At 37.6% G+C, this 20854-nt stretch carries 19 protein-coding genes; 18 read left to right on the forward strand and 1 reads right to left on the reverse strand.

Annotated elements, in window-relative coordinates:
* Positions 1–35 precede the first annotated feature (35 nt).
* On the reverse strand, positions 36–314 hold the full coding sequence (locus tag RVS70_RS12890) for an AbrB/MazE/SpoVT family DNA-binding domain-containing protein (RefSeq protein ID WP_026680165.1): 279 nt from the start codon (positions 312–314) through the stop codon (positions 36–38).
* A gap of 412 nt (positions 315–726) precedes the next feature.
* On the opposite strand from RVS70_RS12890, the gene metG reads away from it, so the two are divergent.
* The 18 genes from metG (at position 727) to spoVT (ending at position 20462) form a co-directional block, all read left to right on the forward strand.
* Positions 727–2685: a methionine--tRNA ligase gene (gene metG, locus RVS70_RS12895; RefSeq protein WP_321133580.1), complete on the forward strand. Its 1959-nt coding sequence runs from the start codon at positions 727–729 to the stop codon at positions 2683–2685.
* Between the two features lie 330 nt (positions 2686–3015).
* Positions 3016–3786 carry a TatD family hydrolase gene (locus RVS70_RS12900; RefSeq protein WP_321133582.1) on the forward strand — a complete coding sequence of 257 codons (771 nt, stop codon included), beginning with the start codon at positions 3016–3018 and terminating at the stop codon, positions 3784–3786.
* A 268-nt stretch (positions 3787–4054) separates the two neighbouring features.
* Positions 4055–5290, forward strand: coding sequence for a ubiquitin-like domain-containing protein (locus RVS70_RS12905; RefSeq protein WP_321133584.1), 1236 nt, complete (start codon positions 4055–4057; stop codon positions 5288–5290).
* 69 nt (positions 5291–5359) lie between these two features.
* Complete coding sequence (gene rnmV, locus RVS70_RS12910; protein WP_121605829.1) at positions 5360–5932, forward strand: ribonuclease M5; 573 nt, start codon at positions 5360–5362, stop codon at positions 5930–5932.
* Positions 5925–6809 carry a 16S rRNA (adenine(1518)-N(6)/adenine(1519)-N(6))-dimethyltransferase RsmA gene (gene rsmA / locus RVS70_RS12915; protein WP_305847193.1) on the forward strand — a complete coding sequence of 295 codons (885 nt, stop codon included), beginning with the start codon at positions 5925–5927 and terminating at the stop codon, positions 6807–6809. The genes rnmV and rsmA overlap by 8 nt, the downstream gene beginning before the upstream one ends.
* 438 nt (positions 6810–7247) lie before the next feature.
* Positions 7248–8117 carry a sporulation peptidase YabG gene (gene yabG / locus RVS70_RS12920; RefSeq protein ID WP_026680170.1) on the forward strand — a complete coding sequence of 290 codons (870 nt, stop codon included), beginning with the start codon at positions 7248–7250 and terminating at the stop codon, positions 8115–8117.
* 267 nt (positions 8118–8384) lie between these two features.
* The gene (gene veg / locus RVS70_RS12925; RefSeq protein WP_026680171.1) at positions 8385–8651 is read left to right on the forward strand and encodes a biofilm formation stimulator Veg; all 267 of its coding nucleotides are present in this window, start codon (positions 8385–8387) and stop codon (positions 8649–8651) included.
* A 203-nt stretch (positions 8652–8854) separates the two neighbouring features.
* Positions 8855–9037 (forward strand): small, acid-soluble spore protein, alpha/beta type, encoded by a 183-nt coding sequence (locus tag RVS70_RS12930; RefSeq protein WP_026680172.1) that lies wholly within the window; start codon positions 8855–8857, stop codon positions 9035–9037.
* Positions 9038–9145: 108 nt separating this feature from the next.
* Positions 9146–9997 (forward strand): 4-(cytidine 5'-diphospho)-2-C-methyl-D-erythritol kinase, encoded by an 852-nt coding sequence (ispE, locus tag RVS70_RS12935; RefSeq protein WP_321133588.1) that lies wholly within the window; start codon positions 9146–9148, stop codon positions 9995–9997.
* A 64-nt stretch (positions 9998–10061) separates the two neighbouring features.
* Entirely contained in the window at positions 10062–10889 is an 828-nt protein-coding gene (gene purR, locus RVS70_RS12940) for a pur operon repressor (RefSeq protein ID WP_166530493.1), read from the forward strand.
* Positions 10890–11016: 127 nt separating this feature from the next.
* The gene (gene spoVG, locus RVS70_RS12945; protein ID WP_026680175.1) at positions 11017–11307 is read left to right on the forward strand and encodes a septation regulator SpoVG; all 291 of its coding nucleotides are present in this window, start codon (positions 11017–11019) and stop codon (positions 11305–11307) included.
* Between the two features lie 475 nt (positions 11308–11782).
* Complete coding sequence (gene glmU / locus RVS70_RS12950; protein WP_205389397.1) at positions 11783–13162, forward strand: bifunctional UDP-N-acetylglucosamine diphosphorylase/glucosamine-1-phosphate N-acetyltransferase GlmU; 1380 nt, start codon at positions 11783–11785, stop codon at positions 13160–13162.
* Positions 13163–13178: 16 nt separating this feature from the next.
* Positions 13179–14132: a ribose-phosphate diphosphokinase gene (locus tag RVS70_RS12955; RefSeq protein WP_026680177.1), complete on the forward strand. Its 954-nt coding sequence runs from the start codon at positions 13179–13181 to the stop codon at positions 14130–14132.
* A gap of 147 nt (positions 14133–14279) precedes the next feature.
* A complete protein-coding gene (locus RVS70_RS12960) occupies positions 14280–14918 on the forward strand; it encodes a 50S ribosomal protein L25/general stress protein Ctc (RefSeq protein ID WP_121604275.1) in 639 nt (212 codons plus the stop codon).
* A 153-nt stretch (positions 14919–15071) separates the two neighbouring features.
* Positions 15072–15632, forward strand: a complete 561-nt coding sequence (gene pth / locus RVS70_RS12965) for an aminoacyl-tRNA hydrolase (RefSeq protein ID WP_026680179.1) — start codon at positions 15072–15074, stop codon at positions 15630–15632.
* Between the two features lie 133 nt (positions 15633–15765).
* Entirely contained in the window at positions 15766–15987 is a 222-nt protein-coding gene (locus tag RVS70_RS12970) for an anti-sigma-F factor Fin family protein (RefSeq protein WP_308036030.1), read from the forward strand.
* Between the two features lie 280 nt (positions 15988–16267).
* Positions 16268–19789, forward strand: a complete 3522-nt coding sequence (gene mfd, locus RVS70_RS12975; RefSeq protein ID WP_026680181.1) for a transcription-repair coupling factor — start codon at positions 16268–16270, stop codon at positions 19787–19789.
* Positions 19790–19925: 136 nt separating this feature from the next.
* On the forward strand, positions 19926–20462 hold the full coding sequence (gene spoVT / locus RVS70_RS12980) for a stage V sporulation protein T (protein ID WP_205389398.1): 537 nt from the start codon (positions 19926–19928) through the stop codon (positions 20460–20462).
* Positions 20463–20854 lie beyond the last annotated feature (392 nt).

A 20854-nucleotide genomic window follows, 5' to 3' on the forward strand; every position in this document is an offset into this window, starting at 1 on the left:
AACAGGCGTCAGACCTTTTTGAGACAATAATCTTACTATTTATTAAATCTTGCTTCTATCTCTTTAACCAGCTCTTGTGCACCTTCTGGGCTGAGGACAAGTTTGCCGTTTGCTAAAGAGAGATTATCATCGGAAACCTCTCCAGTAAGATGACAAGTCATGTTTGGTTTGTACTTCTTAAGGATAATTTTGTCATTTTCCACGTAGATTTCCATCGCATCTTTTTCCTGAATTTCAAGCGTACGACGAAGTTCCATTGGGATGACAACACGGCCAAGCTCATCCACTTTACGTACAATTCCGGTAGATTTCAATTTCTTTCCCCCTAAGGTTAGAAAAACGAGCCAATTGTCAGCAAGGGCTTTCGTTCTTCCTTAAAATTTGTAAAGCAAAAAAATCGTCATATTTCGACATCACTCTATGCAATAGAATACCAGTGTTTCTTTTTTCTGTCAATAAATATTTACCTGAAAATTTAATAATTTGAAATACCTGTATAAATACTATTATATCAGGTTTTGTCTTTTACTTAATTGGTTAAAATAAGGTATAAATCTGAAAAAAGCAAATAAACAATCTAATATTTTTCGACAAAATTCGATGTTTTTCTATGTTTCTCTTACAAGACATGATGACATTGCACTCTATTTGGCAAAATAACGGATAAAAGCTACAATAGTATATAGTTTTAATAAAGGATGCTGGTGGATTTAGGAGGTAATGGGAATGCCAAATAACAAAAAAACGTTTTATATAACAACACCGATTTATTACCCTAGTGGGAATTTGCATATTGGTCATGCGTATTCTACGGTTGCTGGCGATGCAATTGCTAGGTATAAGCGGATGCGTGGCTATGATGTAATGTATTTAACAGGTACGGATGAGCACGGTCAAAAAATCCAAAAAAAGGCTACAGAAAAGGGTGTAACTCCACAAGCGTACGTTGATGACATTGTAAGTGGTATTAAAGATTTATGGAAGAAACTTAAAATATCAAATGATGATTTTATTCGGACGACGGAAGAGCGTCATAAAAAAGTAGTGTCCAAAATATTTGATCAGCTTGTTAAACAGGGGGATATTTATTTAGATCAATACGAAGGCTGGTATTGTACATCTTGTGAGTCCTTCTTTACAGAGAGACAGTTGGAAAATGGGCATTGTCCAGATTGTGGCGGTCCAGTTGAAAAAGTAAAAGAAGAATCCTATTTCTTCAAGATGAGCAAATATGTCGATCGACTTGTGCAGTTCTATGAGGATAATCCAACGTTTATTCAGCCAGAAAGTCGTAAAAATGAAATGCTGAATAACTTTATAAAACCAGGGCTTGAAGATTTAGCAGTATCTCGTACCACTTTTGACTGGGGTATTAAAGTTCCCGGTGATCCAAAGCATGTGATATATGTATGGATTGATGCTTTAACTAACTATATTACAGCTTTAGGTTATGGTACAGACGATGATAGTAAATATCAAAAGTTCTGGCCAGCAGATGTTCATTTAATGAGTAAGGAAATTGTTCGTTTTCACACGATATATTGGCCAATTATGTTAATGGCATTAGATCTTCCCTTGCCGAAGAAGGTTTTTGCGCATGGTTGGATACTGATGAAAGATGGAAAAATGTCAAAATCTAAAGGGAACGTTGTTGATCCTGTACAACTAACAGATAAGTACGGCCTTGATGCACTTCGCTATTATTTGCTTCGCGAAGTTCCATTTGGATCAGATGGTGTATTTACACCTGAAGGATTTGTAGAACGTACTAACTACGATTTGGCTAATGATCTAGGCAATCTATTAAACCGTACTGTTGCTATGATTAATAAATACTTTGATGGTCAGATTCCGTTATATCAAGCAAGTGAAACAGAGATTGAGGCTTCACTTGAAGCATTTGGAAAAGAAACGATTCAGAAAGTAGAAGAAGCGATGGAGAATATGCAGTTCTCTGTAGCACTATCCTCCCTTTGGCAGTTAATTAGTAGAACAAATAAATATATTGATGAAACAGAACCGTGGGTATTAGCTAAACATGAGGATCAGAAGGAACGATTGGGTAATGTAATGGCCCATCTAGCTGAATATCTTAGAAAAATTGCAGTTATGCTACAGCCATTCTTAACAGAAGCACCTACAGAAATCTTCCGACAGCTCCATGTCACAGAAGCGGCATTAAAGGAATGGGATAGCATTTATCGTGAAGGGCAAATTAGTGTAGGTACTAAAGTTCAAAAAGGAAAGCCAATCTTTCCTCGCTTGGATGTAGATAAAGAAGTACAAACTATTAAAGCAATGATGCAAAATCCTGCACAGGTTAAGGAAAAAGCTACGAAGGAAGAAACCAAAAGTACACAAGAAATTACCTTTGATGACTTTATGAAGATAGACATGCGAGTGGCAGAGGTAATAAAAGCAGAGCCTGTCAAGAAGGCTGATAAGTTATTGAAGCTTCAATTAGATCTTGGAGCGGAGAAACGGCAAGTTGTTTCAGGTATTGCACAGTACTATCAACCACATGAATTAACAGGTAAAAAAGTAATCTGTGTAACGAATTTAAAACCTGTAAAACTAAGAGGCGAAAAATCAGAAGGTATGATTCTTTGTGGGGAAGATGAACATGGTAAGCTCGTTTTAGCATCTGTAGAAGAATCACTGCCGAATGGATCTGTCGTGAAATAAAAATAGGAAAACGGGCTGCTTGTAAGGTTCGTCAATTTTTAAATTTTTAAAGTACATGACTCTAGTTGAAATGGGGTTCGTATGAAAGGCATTAGCTATGAGTAAATTTGTTCATGACATGTTGAACCTTGTAGGGAAAGTGAAGTATATTCGGTTTGAATAAGTAGGGAGCTGGCTTTTGGGACAGCTCCTTTCTAAGCATAAGGAAGTTTTATTTTGTCATATAGTAAAGTAATTTTATTTGCTTCGGTCTGTCCAAGCTTATTTGAAGATAAACAGGTGAAATATATGACATAGCGTTTGAGCTTTGTGTTTAAGGAGTGAAGTGGTTTGTTATTTGATACACATGTTCATTTAAATGCGAGGGATTTCTTTGAAGATCGCGATGAAACAATTCAGCGTGCTTTTGGTACCGGCGTAAACTATATGGTGGTAGTCGGTTTTGATCGGGAAACGATCCCGTTAGCTATCGAAATTGCAGAACAATATGAAACCATTTATGCGGCTGTAGGCTGGCACCCGGTGGATGCTATAGATATGACGGATGAAGAATTAAACTGGATTGAGGAATTTTCTGCTCATCCAAAGGTTGTAGCTATCGGAGAGATGGGATTAGACTATCATTGGGACAAGTCACCGAAGGATGTACAAAAAGACGTTTTTCGTAAACAAATACGGTTGGCGAAGAAATTAAATATGCCAATCATTATTCATAATCGTGAGGCGACCGAAGATGTTATTGAAATTCTTCAAGAAGAAGGTGCAGCATCTATTGGCGGTATTATGCATTGCTATAATGATTCAGCAAAATATGTACAAGCCTGTCTGGATATGAACTTTTACATCTCTCTTGGAGGTCCAGTAACATTCAAAAATGCAGTAGAGCCAAAGGAAGTAGCGGTACAGGTGCCATTAGACCGACTGTTGGTTGAAACGGATGCACCTTTTTTAGCTCCACATCCAAATAGAGGTAAAAGAAATGAGCCTTCCTATGTTAAATTAGTAGCAGAAAAAATAGCTGAGCTGCGAGGTTTAACCTTGGAAGAAATTAGTGAAAACACGACAAAAAACGCTATTTCTCTCTTCGGGATAAAATTATGACGGTTGTAAAATAAGAAAAATATTTTGTTAAAAAATAGGAAAAAAACGGTATAAAAAAAAGGTTAGCATTTAAGCTAACCTTTTTTTTATTGATAATTAAAAGATGGCGAAAAACCAGTTGTACCAATGCTTTCATTGTACTTATTAAAGAGTAATCCGCTCCTCAAATTAATGTGTAATCTAATTGTAACTTAATCGTAATCGGATATACTTTGACTTTGCATATAACTGTTAATATAATCAAAATGCATTAAGAGGAGGCAGAAGCATGCGAATGATTTCAAAGCTAATGCCGGCGTCGACAATGAAGCTGGTTATTTCAGGTATTGGTGTTTTGGCACTTGTTGTATTTTCCGGATTAGTACTATTTGATGCTACGAAGGCAGAAGTAGTCATAACTGAAGACGGTAAAGAACAAACAGTGAAAACGCATAAAAATACCGTTGAAGAACTGCTTGCAGAAGTAGGAATTACCGTCGGGGAGCATGATCATTTGTCACACAGTAAAGATGCTTCTATTGAAAACGGTATGGAAATTGAGTACAACAAAGCCAAGCAGGTTTTTGTAACTATCGATGGAGAAAAGCAGGAATTCTATACAACTGCAGACACAATAGATGAATTTTTACAAGAAAAGAATCTCTCATTTCAACAGCATGATGATATCTCACATAATCAAGGGGATACCATTGAAGATGGACTACATATTCAAGTAAAACAGGCATACCAGATTACCATTAACGATGGAAACAACCAAACAAAATCAAAACCGACCACAGGTGGAACAGTAAAAGATATCTTAGCTCAATCAGACATTTCATTTGATCCGGAAGGCTTGGATAGAATTAAGCCAGCATTGGATGAAAAGGTGAAAAAAGATACGAATATTACGATTGTTCGCGTTAAAAAGGTTAAGGATGTAGTTACAGAAGCGGTTGCCTTCGAGACAGAGAAAAGAAAAGATAGCAGTCTTCCAAAGGGAGAAGAAAGGGTTCTTTCGGAAGGGAAAGACGGTAAGCTGAAAAAAGTCTATGAGATTGTCAAAGAAAACGGAAAAGAAGTTAGCCGCGAGCTTCTAAGCAAGGATGTTGTTGAAAAAAGTGAGAATCGAGTTATAGCTGTAGGTACGAAACAGGAAAATAAGCTTGTGACCTTATCGAGCAAGAAGTCACATTCGAGCTCAAAGAAAAAATCAAGTTCTAAGCCTTCTGGCGGAAAAGTGTTTACAATGAGTGCAAGTGCGTATACAGCTAGTTGTAACGGCTGTTCTGGTTATACATCTACGGGTATCAATTTAAATGCAAATCCGAATAAAAAAGTAATAGCTGTCGATCCAAGTGTTATCCCATTAGGTTCAAAAGTTTGGGTAGAAGGTTATGGAGAAGCAATAGCTGCTGATACTGGCGGTCATATTGTTGGAAATCGCATCGATGTTCATGTTCCTTCGAAGCAGGCAGCGTATAATTGGGGAAGGAAAACAGTAACAGTAAAGGTTATTAATTAATATTTATGCTCTTACCATGATATAGTGGTAAGAGCATTATTTATTATGGGTATAGAAAGAGGAACAAATGTGAAAATAAAAGAAGTGATTGTTGTTGAAGGTAGAGATGATACAACAAAGATTCTTCAGGCGGTTAATGCTGATACAATTGAAACAAATGGATCAGCGATTAATGATACGATTATAAAGCAAATAAAGCATGCGAAGGATAAACGGGGGATTATTATTTTTACAGACCCAGATTATCCTGGTGATCGCATTCGTCATATTATTGACCAGGCTGTACCAGGCTGCAAGCATGCGTTTTTAACTCAACATGAGGCACGAGCTAAGCATCCTAATAACAAAAGTTTAGGGATAGAACACGCTTCACCTGAAACGATTCGCAAGGCTCTCGCTGATGTATATGAGCTAAAGGAAGCGCACGCGAGTGAAATTGCAAAGGAAAATGTAATCAACAGCGGACTAATCGGAGGGGCGCAAGCAAAGAAACGACGGGAACGATTGGGTGAGCTGCTACAAATTGGTCATACAAACGGAAAGCAGCTTTTAAAAAGGTTGTCGATGTTCGAAATAACCAAAGAGGAATTTGATAATGCGTTAGCACAAATACAGCGGGAGGAAAAGCATGACAGTGAATAAATATATTGCAACACCATCACGTACAAAGGAAATACTAACAAAGTATAACTTCTCGTTTAAAAAGAGCCTGGGACAAAATTTTTTAATTGATACTAACATATTGGAAAATATCATATCCCATGCAGGAATTGATAAAAACGCAGGTGCAATTGAAATAGGACCTGGTATCGGTGCGTTGACAGAGCAATTAGCTATTCATGCAGATAAAGTAGTTGCTTTTGAAATAGATCAGCGTTTATTACCCGTCTTGCAGGATACCCTACAACCCTACTCAAATATTCAAATTATCCATCAGGATATTTTGAAGGCAAATGTATCAGAAGTCATTTCCTCCTGCTTTTCGCAGGAACAACCGGTACATTTAGTTGCAAATTTACCTTACTATATCACTACACCTATTTTGCTGAAGCTTTTGCATGACAATCTTTCTGTAGAGAGCTTCACTGTAATGATTCAAAAAGAAGTGGCTGAAAGAATGGCAGCTAAGCCCAATAGCAAAAGCTATGGGTCCTTGACCATTGCCGTTCAGTATTATACGGAGGCAGAAGTGGTCATGCATGTTCCTAAACGAGCATTTATGCCACAGCCTAATGTGGATTCCAGCATATTAAAGTTAGTGAGACGGGAAAAGCCGCCTGTCCAAGTGCACAATGAAACGTTCTTTTTTATGCTTGTTAAAGCTTCTTTTGCACAACGAAGAAAAACACTTCGCAATAATTTAGTCAATCATTTTAAACCTGATTGGGATAAAGAAACGATTGTACAACTATTAGAAGAAGCTGGAATTGATGGCAATAGACGTGGAGAATCATTGTCTATTGAGGAATTTGCTGTATTAGCAAATGCATTTTATTCAGTTGTTAATAATAATACATGATGTGCTTATGAAGAGTGAATTAGGTATAGAACATAAACGCTAACCCTTAAGAGACGGAAAAAATGGTAAATGAATGGTTCTATATAAAAAATGCTGGGATGAGAGGTGTCTCTGCGAGAGACTACTTCATTTTCTGCGACGGTTATTACGAAGCATTATCTCTAGGCAGCATTCATGTCATTCTGCCTATATGAGGTTAAATTGAAACGCAACAAACGTTTTGACCCACAAAAGCTGAACGGATTCGAATGCGAGCTGAAACGCTTCGAATAATCGTTCAGCTTTTTTCTATAAGTAACTTACTTTATGTTTTATTCTCATTTTGCTGTCCAAGGTAGTTAAAAGTAATTATATAGGTGATCTGTAATAAACGCACAGATTTTATGATGGACTCATACGCTATATCAGAATGTTTTGGAAGGCTGTGAGGTGTCAGTTATGAACTATTCGAAGGGTGATCTGGTTACAAGAAAATCTTACAATCATGATTTGTTGTTTCGGGTTGCTAGTGTGAAAAAAAATAGTGCTGATTTATATGGTGAAGATATCCGCCTGAAAGCAGATGCGCCTATATCTGATTTAAAGAAGATACAAGAAAGAGAATTAGAGAAGCGTAGACAAAAAGGAAAGGAAAAAGAGGAATTTTCCTTCCGTTTATTTCGGCAGGACTATCAATTGATGAAAGAGAAACGTGAATATCACGCAACCGAAGGCTATCAGCATGAACCGATTTTTTTTCAATTACCAGCCAAAGTTCTGCATCTAGACGGCGATCAAATGTATTTAAAGAAATGCATTGAATTATATCAACGAATCGGATTACAAGTACATGGAGTGCATTTACATGAAAGGGAAATGCCGATACAAATAGGTGAATTGGTGGAGAAGATACAGCCTGACATTATCGTCATTACAGGACATGATGCGTTTTCCAAGAACAAGGGCAGAAAAAATGACATACGTGCATATAGACATTCTAAGTTTTTTGTGGAAACAGTACGAGAAGCACGAAAGATTAATCCTAATGTGGATCAGCTAGTTATCTTTGCAGGTGCATGCCAATCACATTTTGAATCACTAATTCGAGCAGGTGCTAATTTCGCAAGTTCTCCGCTACGAATTAATATACATGCGTTAGATCCTGTTTATATTGCAGCAAAGATTGCTTATACACCATTCATGGAAAAGGTTAGTGTATGGGAAGCACTAAGAAATACACTTACAGGTGATAAAGGAATGGGTGGGATAGAAACGAGAGGATTATTAAGAACAGGGTTACCCTATTTAGAAGATGAATCAAACGAATGAGCAACTTGCCTTCAGGTAAGGTTGCTGGATAAAAATGGTACAAGTTGGTAAATGAACGAGTAATTTTTTCATGGAATATACACATGTAAATAGCAAAGTTCCAATTAATTTAAAAAAATATACATAAAAACTTAACATATGCCAAATAATAAGCGAAATAGACAAAATAAATTGTTGACATTAAAATTGATATCTTGTTATAATAAATAGTTTTATTTGACTATTGTACAAGTTTATGGTATGCTAAATCCAGTGAGGTGGAGTATAGTGGCGAAAACATTAATCGAAATAAAGCAAGGTCTTGAAGGTCATGTTGGTAAACGGTTAAAGCTTAGAGCGAACGGCGGCAGAAGGAAAACAATTGAGCGGTCGGGAATATTAGCAGAAACGTATCCTTCTGTGTTTATTGTTGAGCTTGACCAAGAAGAAAATGCATTCGAACGTGTTTCATACAGCTATGCAGACGTTTTAACAGAAACAGTGGAACTTAGTTTTACAGACGAACGTACCATTGCTTCCGTGCTTGAGCAGTAGCCCTTAGGTTTACTGCTTTTATTTTATAGATTTATAACTGAATTATCTGTAATTTTGATGAACTACTTAATACGAAGGTAGTTTGACTTTCCATTTAAATTTTTCCTTTTTTGTATACATATAACGCGAATTAAACAACGAATCTGCTACAAACTATAAATGTCGTAAGGTAAGACTCATCATACGAAGGGAGTTGTTCTTTCATGGCTAATCGACGTGGAATAATGTCAGACCATTTGAAAGAAGAAATCGCCAAAGAGTTAGGATTTTACGACACGGTGCAGCAGGAAGGTTGGGGCGGTATCAAGGCTAGAGATGCTGGTAATATGGTTAAGCGAGCCATTGAAATTGCTGAAGCAAACATGCAACAAAAAGGCAGATCCTAAAGGGTTTGCCTTTTTGTGTTTTGGCGGGACTTGTACCTGCTTGTAGTCGCCTCCAATTATGTAATATGTTACAATTTTAATATCTATCTACAAGAAGGGTGACGGGTGATGGTGCTTTATGAGAAAGCCCCTGCGAAGATTAACTTATCGCTTGATGTGTTAAGTAAGAGAGATGATGGTTATCACAACGTTGAAATGATTATGACGTCAATAGACTTGTCTGACCGTATCGAATTATTTGAATTGAATCAGGACAGAATAGAGATCTCGTTGGAAAGTAGATTTGTGCCAAGCGATGAACGGAACTTAGCGTATAAAGCTGCAGATGCAATTAAGCGGAAATACGGAATTCGTAGAGGGGTTCATATCAAAATTGAGAAAAGCATACCCGTTTCAGCAGGATTAGGAGGAGGGAGCACAGATGCTGCAGCTGTTCTAAGAGGTTTAAACAGGCTTTGGTCACTACATATACCGATGGATGAACTAGCAAATTTAGGCGCGACACTTGGAACAGATGTACCATTCTGTGTCTATGGTAAGACCGCGCTAGCTAGTGGGCGAGGAGAAGTGATTAATGCCCTACCAGCGCCTCCGCCATGCTGGGTCATTTTAGCCAAGCCAGACATAGGTGTGTCATCTAGAACCATTTTTCAGCGAATTATCGTGGATGAACTTGCTCATCAGCAAACACAAGGAGTGATCCAAGCGTTAAGAGCAAATGATTTTGAGCTGCTTTGCAGAAGTACAGGAAATAATTTAGAAGCAATTACTGTACAATTATACCCTGAAGTGCAACGGATCAAAGATGCAATGAGACAAGCAGGAGCCTTAGGTGTATTAATGAGCGGAAGTGGGCCTACTGTATATGGTCTAGTTGAGCAAGAAAGCAAGGCAAAAAGAATTTATAACGGTATGCGCGGATTTTGTGATGAAGTATATTTTGTACGTCTTTTAGGTTAAATATTGATAAAACACATATGATAATGGTATATTAAAGGGAAATATTCGGTTTTGAGGTGTAGTTATGAAAAGAAGTAATCGTTTAGTCGCGTTGACTAATTATTTTCTTGAGAATCCAAGATTGCATAAACAGTTACCTTATTTCGTAAATAGGTTAGAAACAACGAAGGCTTCCGTAAGCGAAGATATGGATATTATTGATGCTGTATTTCGTAATGAAGGATTGGGTTATTTGCAACGGACCACCGGAGCTGGTGGTGGTGTGAAGTATATCCCAGAGTATTTACATGAAAAGAGTGAAGCATTCATTCATGAAATGTGTCACCAGTTAGCGGATCCGGTACGAATTCTGCCTGGTGGGTACCTTTACATGAGTGACCTCTTAGGTAATCCGAAAACAGTAAGAGAAATAGGTCGGGTTTTTGCTTCTGCATTTTCGCAGATGGAAATTGATGTTGTTGTCACGGTTGCTACAAAAGGTATTCCTTTAGCCTACTCGGTGGCTTCTTTTCTTGACGTCCCTGTAGTAATTGTGCGAAGAGACCCCAAAGTAACCGAAGGGTCATCCGTTAGTATAAATTATGTATCTGGCTCCTCAAGAAAGATTCAAACAATGGTTCTTCCAAAACGGAGCTTGGAAGAAGGTGCAAATGTCTGCATTATTGATGATTTCATGAAGGCTGGTGGAACAATTACTGGAATGATTAACTTATTAGAAGAATTCAATGCTCAAGTGAAGGCAATAGGTGTATTGGCTGAGGCGGACGATGAAGAAGAAGAAAGGGTTGTAGAAAATTATACTTCCTTAATTAAAATATCAAATGTCGATCTTAAAGCTAAAAGCATTGAGGTTCATCCTGGTAATTTTGTAGAAATAGGCGATCGTAAGTAAGGCAAAAACACCTGTTTTTTCCATCCATTTGAAAATATTTTATTTTTTTTAATAATTTAGCAGGATTTTAAATAGTTTTGTTGAACTAGATAATATAGATTCAAATGGGAAAAGGTGGTGATACATCATGGAAGTAACTGACGTTAGATTGCGCCGCGTTAATACGGAAGGAAGAATGCGAGCGATTGCATCGATTACTTTGGATCAAGAATTTGTAGTTCATGATATCCGTGTTATTGATGGGAATAATGGACTATTCGTTGCTATGCCATCCAAACGAACACCGGATGGGGAGTTTAGAGACATTGCACATCCTATAAATTCTGGGACACGTGCTAAGATTCAAGATGCTGTATTAGAAGAATACCATCGTGCAGGAGAAGCTGAAGTGGAGTATGAAGAAGCTGGAGCTTCCTAATATGCACACAATATTTGGGATGCAACTAGAGGTCTAATCTACATCAGGTTAGCCTTCTTTTTTTGTAGTCTAGAAAATTTTAAAAGTAGCCCATGTGGATAAATATGGACGTGTTGAGCCGCGTCCAGCTCCAGCGCCCGGAAACTAGGCAACTTCACGAATCGCCCTACGATAAGAAAACTCACCGTGATTCCTTTATCTCCGTTGACTCGCTCCAGTCGCTGCGTTTCTAATCGGAGGCTTGCGACTTTGTTCTTTTGCAAGCGATTTAGTAATGTTTTTGTGCTTTTGTCTACTTAAGCTTATTAGAATGAATCGAATCGCTCTGTATTTTTCTTGAGACGTGCATAAAGGCGGCAAGTATGGAAAGTTTTACATTACCGAGGACCTTGTTTTATACGCTTTATCTATTGAAATGAAAAGGGTTTTAAGATAATATTCATTATGGATAAATCGAATTGATGGAGGTTTCCTTATGACGAAGCGATATGCTGTTGTTTTAGCAGCGGGTCAGGGTACGAGAATGAAATCTAAGCTATACAAAGTACTCCATCCCGTAGCAGGTCGTCCAATGGTAAAGCATGTCATTGATCAGATAAACACAGTGAAGCTAGATGAAATTGTTACAGTAGTAGGCTTTGGTGCAGATATGGTTAAAGAGCAAATTGGCGACGAAAGTAAATTTGTTATTCAAGAAGAGCAATTAGGAACGGGGCATGCAGTGCTCCAAGCAGAGGATTTATTAAAAGAAAATGAAGGAACAACACTAGTAGTTTGCGGAGATACCCCTTTAATAACGAGCGAAACGTATCAAGCACTATTTGACCATCATGAGCAGACAGGTGCTAAAGCAACTGTATTAACCGCAAAAGCTCCAAATCCATATGGCTATGGTAGAGTTATTCGCAATGCGGTTGATGAAGTAGAAAGAATCGTAGAACAAAAAGATGCCACCGAAAAAGAACTACTCGTTGATGAAATTAATACAGGTACATATTGTTTTGATAATCAAGCACTATTTCAGGCGCTGCAAAATGTGTCCAATGATAACGCACAAGGTGAATACTATTTACCGGATGTTATCGAAATCCTTCAAAAACAGGGTGATAAGGTCAGTGCATTTATGACAGCTAGTTTTGAGGAAACACTAGGAGTAAATGACCGTATAGCCTTAGCAGAAGCAGAAAAAACCATGAAACAACGCATTAATGAAAAGCACTTACGAAATGGCGTAGCGATAATCGATCCGGATAATACGTATATTGAACCAGATGTAGAGATAGAGCCGGATACCATCATCCATCCTGGAACGATATTAAAGGGTGATACGGTTATAAAAGGCAATGCAGAAATTGGACCACATTCAGAAGTTACGAATTGTTACGTGGGGAATGGGACTGTTATTAAACAAAGTGTTGCTAGTGATAGTAAGATTGGTAATCATGTCAAAATTGGGCCATTTGCACATATTCGTCCAGAAAGCTCCATAGGTGATCAAGCAAAAGTTGGAAATTTTGTAGAGATTAAGAAGACCGATTTAGCTGAGAAGAGTAAAGTATCACATTTAAGCTATATTGGTGACGCAAAAGTTGGCAGCAATGTCAATATTGGTTGTGGTACAATAACAGTAAACTATGATGGAAAGCATAAATATTTGACGACGATAGAAGATGATGCATTTATTGGATGTAATTCTAATCTAATTGCTCCAGTTACTGTCGGAAAAGGATCCTATGTGGCGGCTGGTTCAACAATTACTAAAGATGTACCGGAAGATTCTTTGTCTGTAGCTAGAGCTAGACAAACGAATAAAGAAGGATATGCGTCAAAAATCAAAAACAGACAAAAAGACTAACGGAGGGTTCTAACTCATGGCATCTACTTACAAAGATACATCTTTGAAAGTGTTCACATTAAATTCTAATCCTAAACTTGCTGAAGATATTGCGGAGCATATTGGTACAATGCTTGGTAAATGTACTGTATCTCGCTTTAGTGATGGTGAAATTCAGATCAACATCGAAGAAAGTGTACGTGGTTGTGATGTATACGTTGTACAATCTACATGTTCCCCGGTAAATCAGCATATTATGGAGTTATTAATTATGATTGACGCTTTGAAGCGAGCGTCTGCTAAATCCATAAATATTGTAATGCCATATTATGGATATGCTAGACAAGATCGTAAGGCTCGTTCTCGTGAACCGATTGCTGCTAAGCTTGTTGCAAATCTATTAGAAACGTCTGGTGCCGATCGTGTCATTACATTGGATTTACATGCTCCACAAATCCAAGGATTTTTTGATATCCCTATAGATCACCTACAAGGTGTTCCTATTCTGTCTGATTATTTTGAAGCGAAGAGCTTAGAAGATATTATTATTATGTCTCCAGATCACGGTGGAGTTACACGTGCTCGTAAAATGGCTGATCGACTAAAAGCGCCAATAGGTATTATTGATAAACGTAGACCTCGCCCTAACGTTGCCGAGGTTATGAATATCGTTGGTAATATTGAAGGCAAGACAGCTATTCTAATAGACGATATTATTGATACAGCAGGAACTATTACACTTGCTGCAAATGCATTGGTAGAAAATGGTGCTAAAGCGGTATATGCGTGTTGTACACATCCAGTATTATCTGGTCCAGCGATTGAACGTATTAATGACTCTAAAATCAAGGAACTTGTTATTACGAATTCGATTCCTTTACCAGAGGACAAGCAGCTTAATAAAATTACTCAGTTATCGGTTGCGCCGTTAATTGGCGAGGCAATTATTCGTGTCCACGAATTGCAATCAGTAAGTATCTTATTCGATTAAATGTTTAGATATTGCATTTAATGGGTATTCTCTATATGAATGTTTTTTTATAGACAACTGCATGAATTACACAGACAAAGTAGAAAAGAAGAAAGGGCTTATAACTAAAAGCCTAGGATTTTTCTAATAACTTGGAGGGTGATGTACGTGGCAGTTAAATTAGAAGCAACATTACGAGAGGATCTTACTAAATCGGCAACAAAGGAAATACGAAATAGTGGTAGAGTACCAGCTGTTATCTACGGAAAAGAAAAGGATTCGGAATCCATATCTGTAGATAGCATTGAATTAATAAAGACGGTTCGAGATGAAGGGAAAAATGCTATTATTACGCTAAATGTGGAAAACAATAAATCGGTAGATGTTATGTTACACGATTACCAAATTGATCCATTGAAGGACGAGCTAATTCATGCAGACTTTTATATTGTTAATATGGCTGAAGAGATGGATGTTGAGGTTGCGCTTCGTTTAGAAGGTGAAGCTCAAGGGACAAAAGATGGTGGCGTACTTCAACAGCCAATGTATGAGTTACAAGTTCGAGCAAAACCTGGAAATATTCCAGAGGAAATTATCGTGGATATTACAGACCTTAAGATTGGAGATAGCATATCTGTCTCGGATATAACGATTAAAGGAAATTACGAAGTACTTGAAGATAGTGACACTACGATTGCAACGGTATTGGCTCCTGACACATTGGAAGATGTGGAAGAGGCTCCAGATGAGAATGCTGAGCCTAAATTAGTAGGTGCTGAAGATGATGCAGATGCAAAAAAGGAATAAAGCAACCATTCCATCATTGATGGTTTTACTTCCCGTTCATATGGGATAAACATGTAAATTATATAACAATGAGTGACTCCCTCCTGTACAGGAGGGTTTGTTGTATTGTATGATACTTTCTAGGAAAGATTTTCTGATAAAGGAAGTAAGCAAATGAAATGTATAATTGGATTAGGTAACCCTGGTAAGAAATATAATGGTACTAGGCATAATGTTGGGTTCATGGTCATTGATGAATTACTTCATCGTCATTCATGGAAGTTGAATAAGTCCAAGTATAAGGGTGATTATACGATTGTTCACTTGGACGGAGAAAAGGTATTGCTCCTAGAACCACAGACCTTTATGAACCTATCCGGCGATGCTGTTAGACCATTAATGGATTATTATGATATAAAACTAGAAGATATATTAATTATCTATGATGATTTAGATTTACCTGTTGGGAAAATCCGGTTACGTCAAAAAGGCGGACATGGCGGACATAATGGTATTCGTTCCATTATCGATCATTTAGGTACAAAAGATTTTAAACGGATCAGAATAGGTGTAGGAAGGCCAACGTCTTCTGTTTCAGTTGTAGATTATGTTCTTAGTAATTTTTCAAAGGGAGAATCAGAAGCTGTATCTGACAGTATTGGAAGAGCCGCGGATGCATGTGAAGCATGGCTAAGCGCCTCGTTTTCGCAGGTAATGAATGAATATAATCAATGATGCTTTCATAGGATAGGATACATACATTCATATAGCAACGGGAGCTTTTATTTATTGTATAAGATAAGCGTTTTTCGGATAAACTTTTAATATGAGTTGAAAGTTATTCGAGGAGGTTCCCAGTTTGTCTATTGTGTATACTTGCAAACACTGCGGTCAGGAAATAGGAAGACTGAAACAGCAGGTAGTTGATACATCTATGCTGGGTTTGGATCAATTGACAGCAAAGGAAAAAGAAGAGATGATCACATATAAGTCAAATGGTGATGTGCAGATTGAAGCTATTTGTGAAAATTGTGAAGATGCCTTAGGACATCATCCACATTACCATGAGCTAGATTTTTTTATTCAGTAATATAACCAGCAAAGGCTTTGGTGTAATAACCAAGGCATTTTTGCGCTTCTTTCACAGATATAGTTATTGAGGCTTTGATCGTTTCTTTTAGTTTGAAAGAGAATGATAGAAAAGGATTTGGTCCATAGGGTGTATTTGTCCATATTATCGTGGATAACTCACTTTGACTTTATCAGCTATGAAAGATGTAGAATGTCATGTAAGAATGAATATTAGGATAGGTTAAAGGTAAGTAAGCCAATGCGCTTTTAGCACACCCTATGTACGTGGAGGTTTAGTAATGAAAGGTATTCAAAATTATTTACAATCAAAAGATGATATAAAATCGATTATACATGGAATTTCTAGTGGAATGGAAGAGCAACTTGTTGCCGGTCTGTCTGGCTCGGCGAGAAGTCTATTGGTTTCTATCATTCATACTTCAATTCATAAACCGGTATTATTAGTTACACATCAATTAGTTCAAGCGCAACAGTTATATGATGACCTCACAGCTTTTATGGGAGATGATGATGTGCATCTCTATCCGGTGAATGAATTAATTGCTTCAGAGATTGCAATAGCAAGTCCTGAATTACGTAGTCAGAGAATTGAATCCTTAACCGCTTGGACGAAGAAGAAATCTGGTATATTAATTGCTCCTGTTGCTGCTTTGAAGCGTATACTACCTCCGCCAGAATATTGGAGTAATTATCAGCTGCCATTTACAGTTGGGGAGGATATTGATGTAGAACAATATCTTAATTCGATGGTAGATATGGGTTATGAACGAGTATCGATGGTAACAACTCCTGGAGAATTTAGCAGGCGTGGTGGAATTATTGATATTTACCCAATAACCGAACAACATCCAATTCGAATTGAGTTGTTTGATGAAGAAATCGATTCTATTCGATATTTTGATGCAGATACCCAACGTTCACTGGATAAATTACAGGAAATAATAATTGGACCGGCAACAGAGCTACTTTTATCACAATCTGATATCCATGCTGGAGGGGAGCGTCTTGAGGAAGCGCTTTCCAAAACGTTGAAATCGTTGAAATCTAAAGAGTCAAAAGAAAAACTATTAGAGGTCATGGAGAGGGATATTGAGCGCTTAAAGAACTTAGAGCACTTTCCGGAAATGTATAAATACATCGGCTATCTTTACAAAAACCCTGCTAGTTTACTAGATTATATGCCGAGTGATGGACAAATCATACTTGATGAGATGAGCCGTATACAGGAGACAGCGGTGCACCTGGATTCGGAGGAGGCTGATTGGTACAGTAGTTTGTTGGAGTCCAATCAGATGGTGAAGGACAGTATATTTTCATTCGATTGGCATACGATTTGGTCAAATATGAAGCAGCCACGTTTATATATGTCCGTATTTTTACGCCATATTCCAAACACACAACCGCAAAATATTATTAATTTGTCTTCAAGACCTATGCAAGAATTTCATGGGCAAATGCATTTATTTAAAAATGAGTTAAAGCGCTGGGAAAAAGGTGAGTATTCGGTTGTCGTATTAGCTCCCGATTCTAAGCGTGCAGAAAAAATTCATTCCATTTTCATGGATTATGATATCGATGTGGGGTTAGCCAGTGATTTACAGCTTCCTGTAGACAAACCTACAATAGCTACAGGGAATATTACGAGTGGTATTGAGTTACCGATGCATAAATTGGTGCTTATTACAGAACAGGAATTATTTAAAAAGCGTACCAAGCGAGCTCGAAAACAGCAAAAAATTTCGAATGCCGAACGAATCAAGAATTATCAGGAGTTAAAGGTTGGCGATTATGTTGTTCATGCGAACCATGGAATTGGGAAATATTTAGGCATTGAAACGTTGCAAGTAAATGATCTTCATAAGGATTATATGCTTATCAAGTATTCTGGTGATGATAAGCTTTTTGTGCCAATAGATCAAATTGATCAAGTTCAAAAGTTTGTTGGTTCAGAAGGAAAAGAGCCGAAGCTGTATAAACTAGGCGGCAGTGAATGGACAAAGGTAAAGCGAAAAGTACAGTCCTCTGTTGAAGACATTGCGGATGATCTTATTAAGCTTTATGCAGAAAGAGAAGCGAAGAAGGGTTACGCATTTTCTGAGGATACTGAAATGCAGCGTGAATTTGAAGCGTCTTTTCCGTATCAAGAAACAGAAGATCAACTTCGTTGTATTGAAGAGATTAAACAAGATATGGAAAGAGAACGTCCAATGGACCGACTGCTTTGTGGTGATGTAGGGTATGGAAAAACAGAAGTAGCAATTCGTGCAGCTTTTAAAGCGATCGCGGATGGTAAACAAGTTGCTATTCTAGTTCCAACAACGATTTTGGCCCAGCAGCACTTTGAAACAATTCGCGAGCGTTTTCAGGATCATGCTATAACGATAGGGTTATTAAGTAGGTTTCGAACACGAAAGCAACAAAAAGAAACGATTGATGGATTAAGGAAAGGAACCGTGGACATCGTTATTGGTACACACCGTGTTTTATCTAAGGATGTACAATATAGTGATTTAGGCCTGTTGATTGTTGATGAAGAACAACGATTTGGTGTTAAACATAAGGAAAAAATTAAACAATTAAAAACAAATGTGGATGTGCTTACACTAACGGCTACACCTATTCCTAGGACATTGCATATGTCGATGCTAGGGGTACGGGATTTATCGGTAATCGAAACCCCGCCAGAAAATCGTTTCCCAATTCAGACATATGTAATGGAGTATAATCCAATTTTTATGCGTGAGGCAATTGAACGAGAGATGGCCCGTGGTGGTCAGGTCTTCTTCTTGTATAACCGGGTAGAGAACATAGACAAAGTAGCAAGAGACCTTGGTATGCTTGTTGACGCAAGAATTGCTGTAGCTCATGGTCAGATGAACGAATCGGAACTGGAAAATATTATTTTCGCTTTCTTAGAAGGTGAATACGATGTGCTTGTAAGTACAACCATTATCGAAACGGGAGTAGATATTCCGAATGTAAATACATTAATCGTAAATGATGCCGATCGTATGGGATTAAGTCAACTGTATCAACTAAGAGGTCGTGTAGGACGATCAAATCGAGTTGCTTATGCGTACTTTACGTATAAGAAGGATAAGGTATTAACAGAGGTTGCTGAGAAACGATTACAGGCGATTAAGGAGTTTACTGAACTTGGGTCAGGTTTTAAAATTGCTATGCGGGACTTATCTATCCGTGGAGCGGGTAATCTCCTTGGTGCACAACAGCATGGATTTATTGATTCTGTAGGCTTTGATATGTATTCGCAAATGTTAAAAGACGCCATTGATGCGCGTAAAGAAGGAAAAGAAATTGAAGAAATCACACCATTTGACACGGAGTTGGCATTGAGCATTGATGCATATATTCCTGATACGTATATTAAGGACGAGAAGCAAAAAATCGAAATATATAAACAATTTCAGTCTATTGCTTCTACAAATGACGTAGAAGATTTACGAGATGAATTGATAGATCGATTTGGCGATTATCCAGAAGAAGTAGAGCATTTATTCACAGTAACTGTACTGAAGATAGTTGCAAAGAAAGAACGTGTGGCTTCACTTAGTGAGAAAGGGAATAAAATTGAAATGCTCGTTGATGAAAATCGAAGTCAACAAATTGATGGTGCTAAATTATTTGAAATTGCTAATACATTTGGCCGTGGTGTTCAATTGGGAACAGAAAACAATAAATTGAAGATCGTGTTTAAATATACAAGGGATAACAAGCACCAACGATATGAGATTGTTGAAGATTTTATAGGTAAATTAACTAAAGCGAATCGAGATGCGTAAAATTTTGGTACTTCATGTATAGATATCCTGCTTTGCATCATACTAAAAACACACCTGGTGATTTTTACACGAAGAGATAAGATTTACTAGTGTAAAAACGAGCAGTAATCATCATTAGAAAGTGAGGCTACTTAGTATGAAAGCAACAGGAATTGTCCGTCGTATTGATGATTTAGGAAGAGTAGTAATTCCAAAAGAAATCAGAAGGACGCTACGAATTAGAGAAGGAGATCCACTAGAAATTTTTGTGGATAGAGAAGGAGAAGTAATTCTTAAAAAATATTCTCCAATTAATGAGTTAGGGCATTTTGCGAAAGAATATGCAGAAGCTTTGTTTGATTCGCTTCAGTCACCCGTAATTATTTCAGATCGTGATGAAGTCATTGCAGTTGCGGGGGAGTCAAAGAAAGATTATTTAAACAAAAGCATTGGTGCTCAGTTAGCGAAGATCATTGAAAATCGTACGCAAGTATTTGAAAAAGAAGCGAAGCAGCTAGAAGTAACAGATGGTAATGAGCAAGAGTTGAATTCTTATTGTGTTAGTCCAATTATTGCCAACGGTGACGCAATTGGCTGTGTAATGGTGTTTTCCAAAGAAGGGGATGCATTTAGTAAGGTTGAGCAAAAAGCTGTAGAAACAGCTGCAAGCTTCTTAGCTAAGCAAATGGAATAATACTTCATAAAGGATTTGGAGCGTATTCTATATTTTGTAATAGCTTGTTAAAATAGCTGGATCCTATATCTAGTAGGGAAACGTATTTCTTGATTGAAAAAGCAAGCCATCTAGCCAAAGTATATTCTTTGGTAGATGGCTTTTTTTATAAGTTAAGAAAGTATAAAATCAGCGCAATGACTGCGTTAAGCGAAGTAGTTATTTTGAAATGTTTGATGTATATTGGCAATGCTCCGACTAATTACTTCGCTTTCCGTGGGCACGACCTCAACTAACTTTGCAAAGAAGAACACGTTGCAAAGTGGATTTTCGGCTCGCGCAATTCCCGCAGGAGTCTACGTAATTAGTCTCCGCTATGAGAAGGTGCAACAATTCTTGTCATAAGTAATAGG

Source organism: Virgibacillus sp. M23, from assembly GCF_034190895.1.
In the GTDB taxonomy this organism is placed as follows: Bacteria; Bacillota; Bacilli; order Bacillales; family Amphibacillaceae; genus Virgibacillus; species Virgibacillus salarius.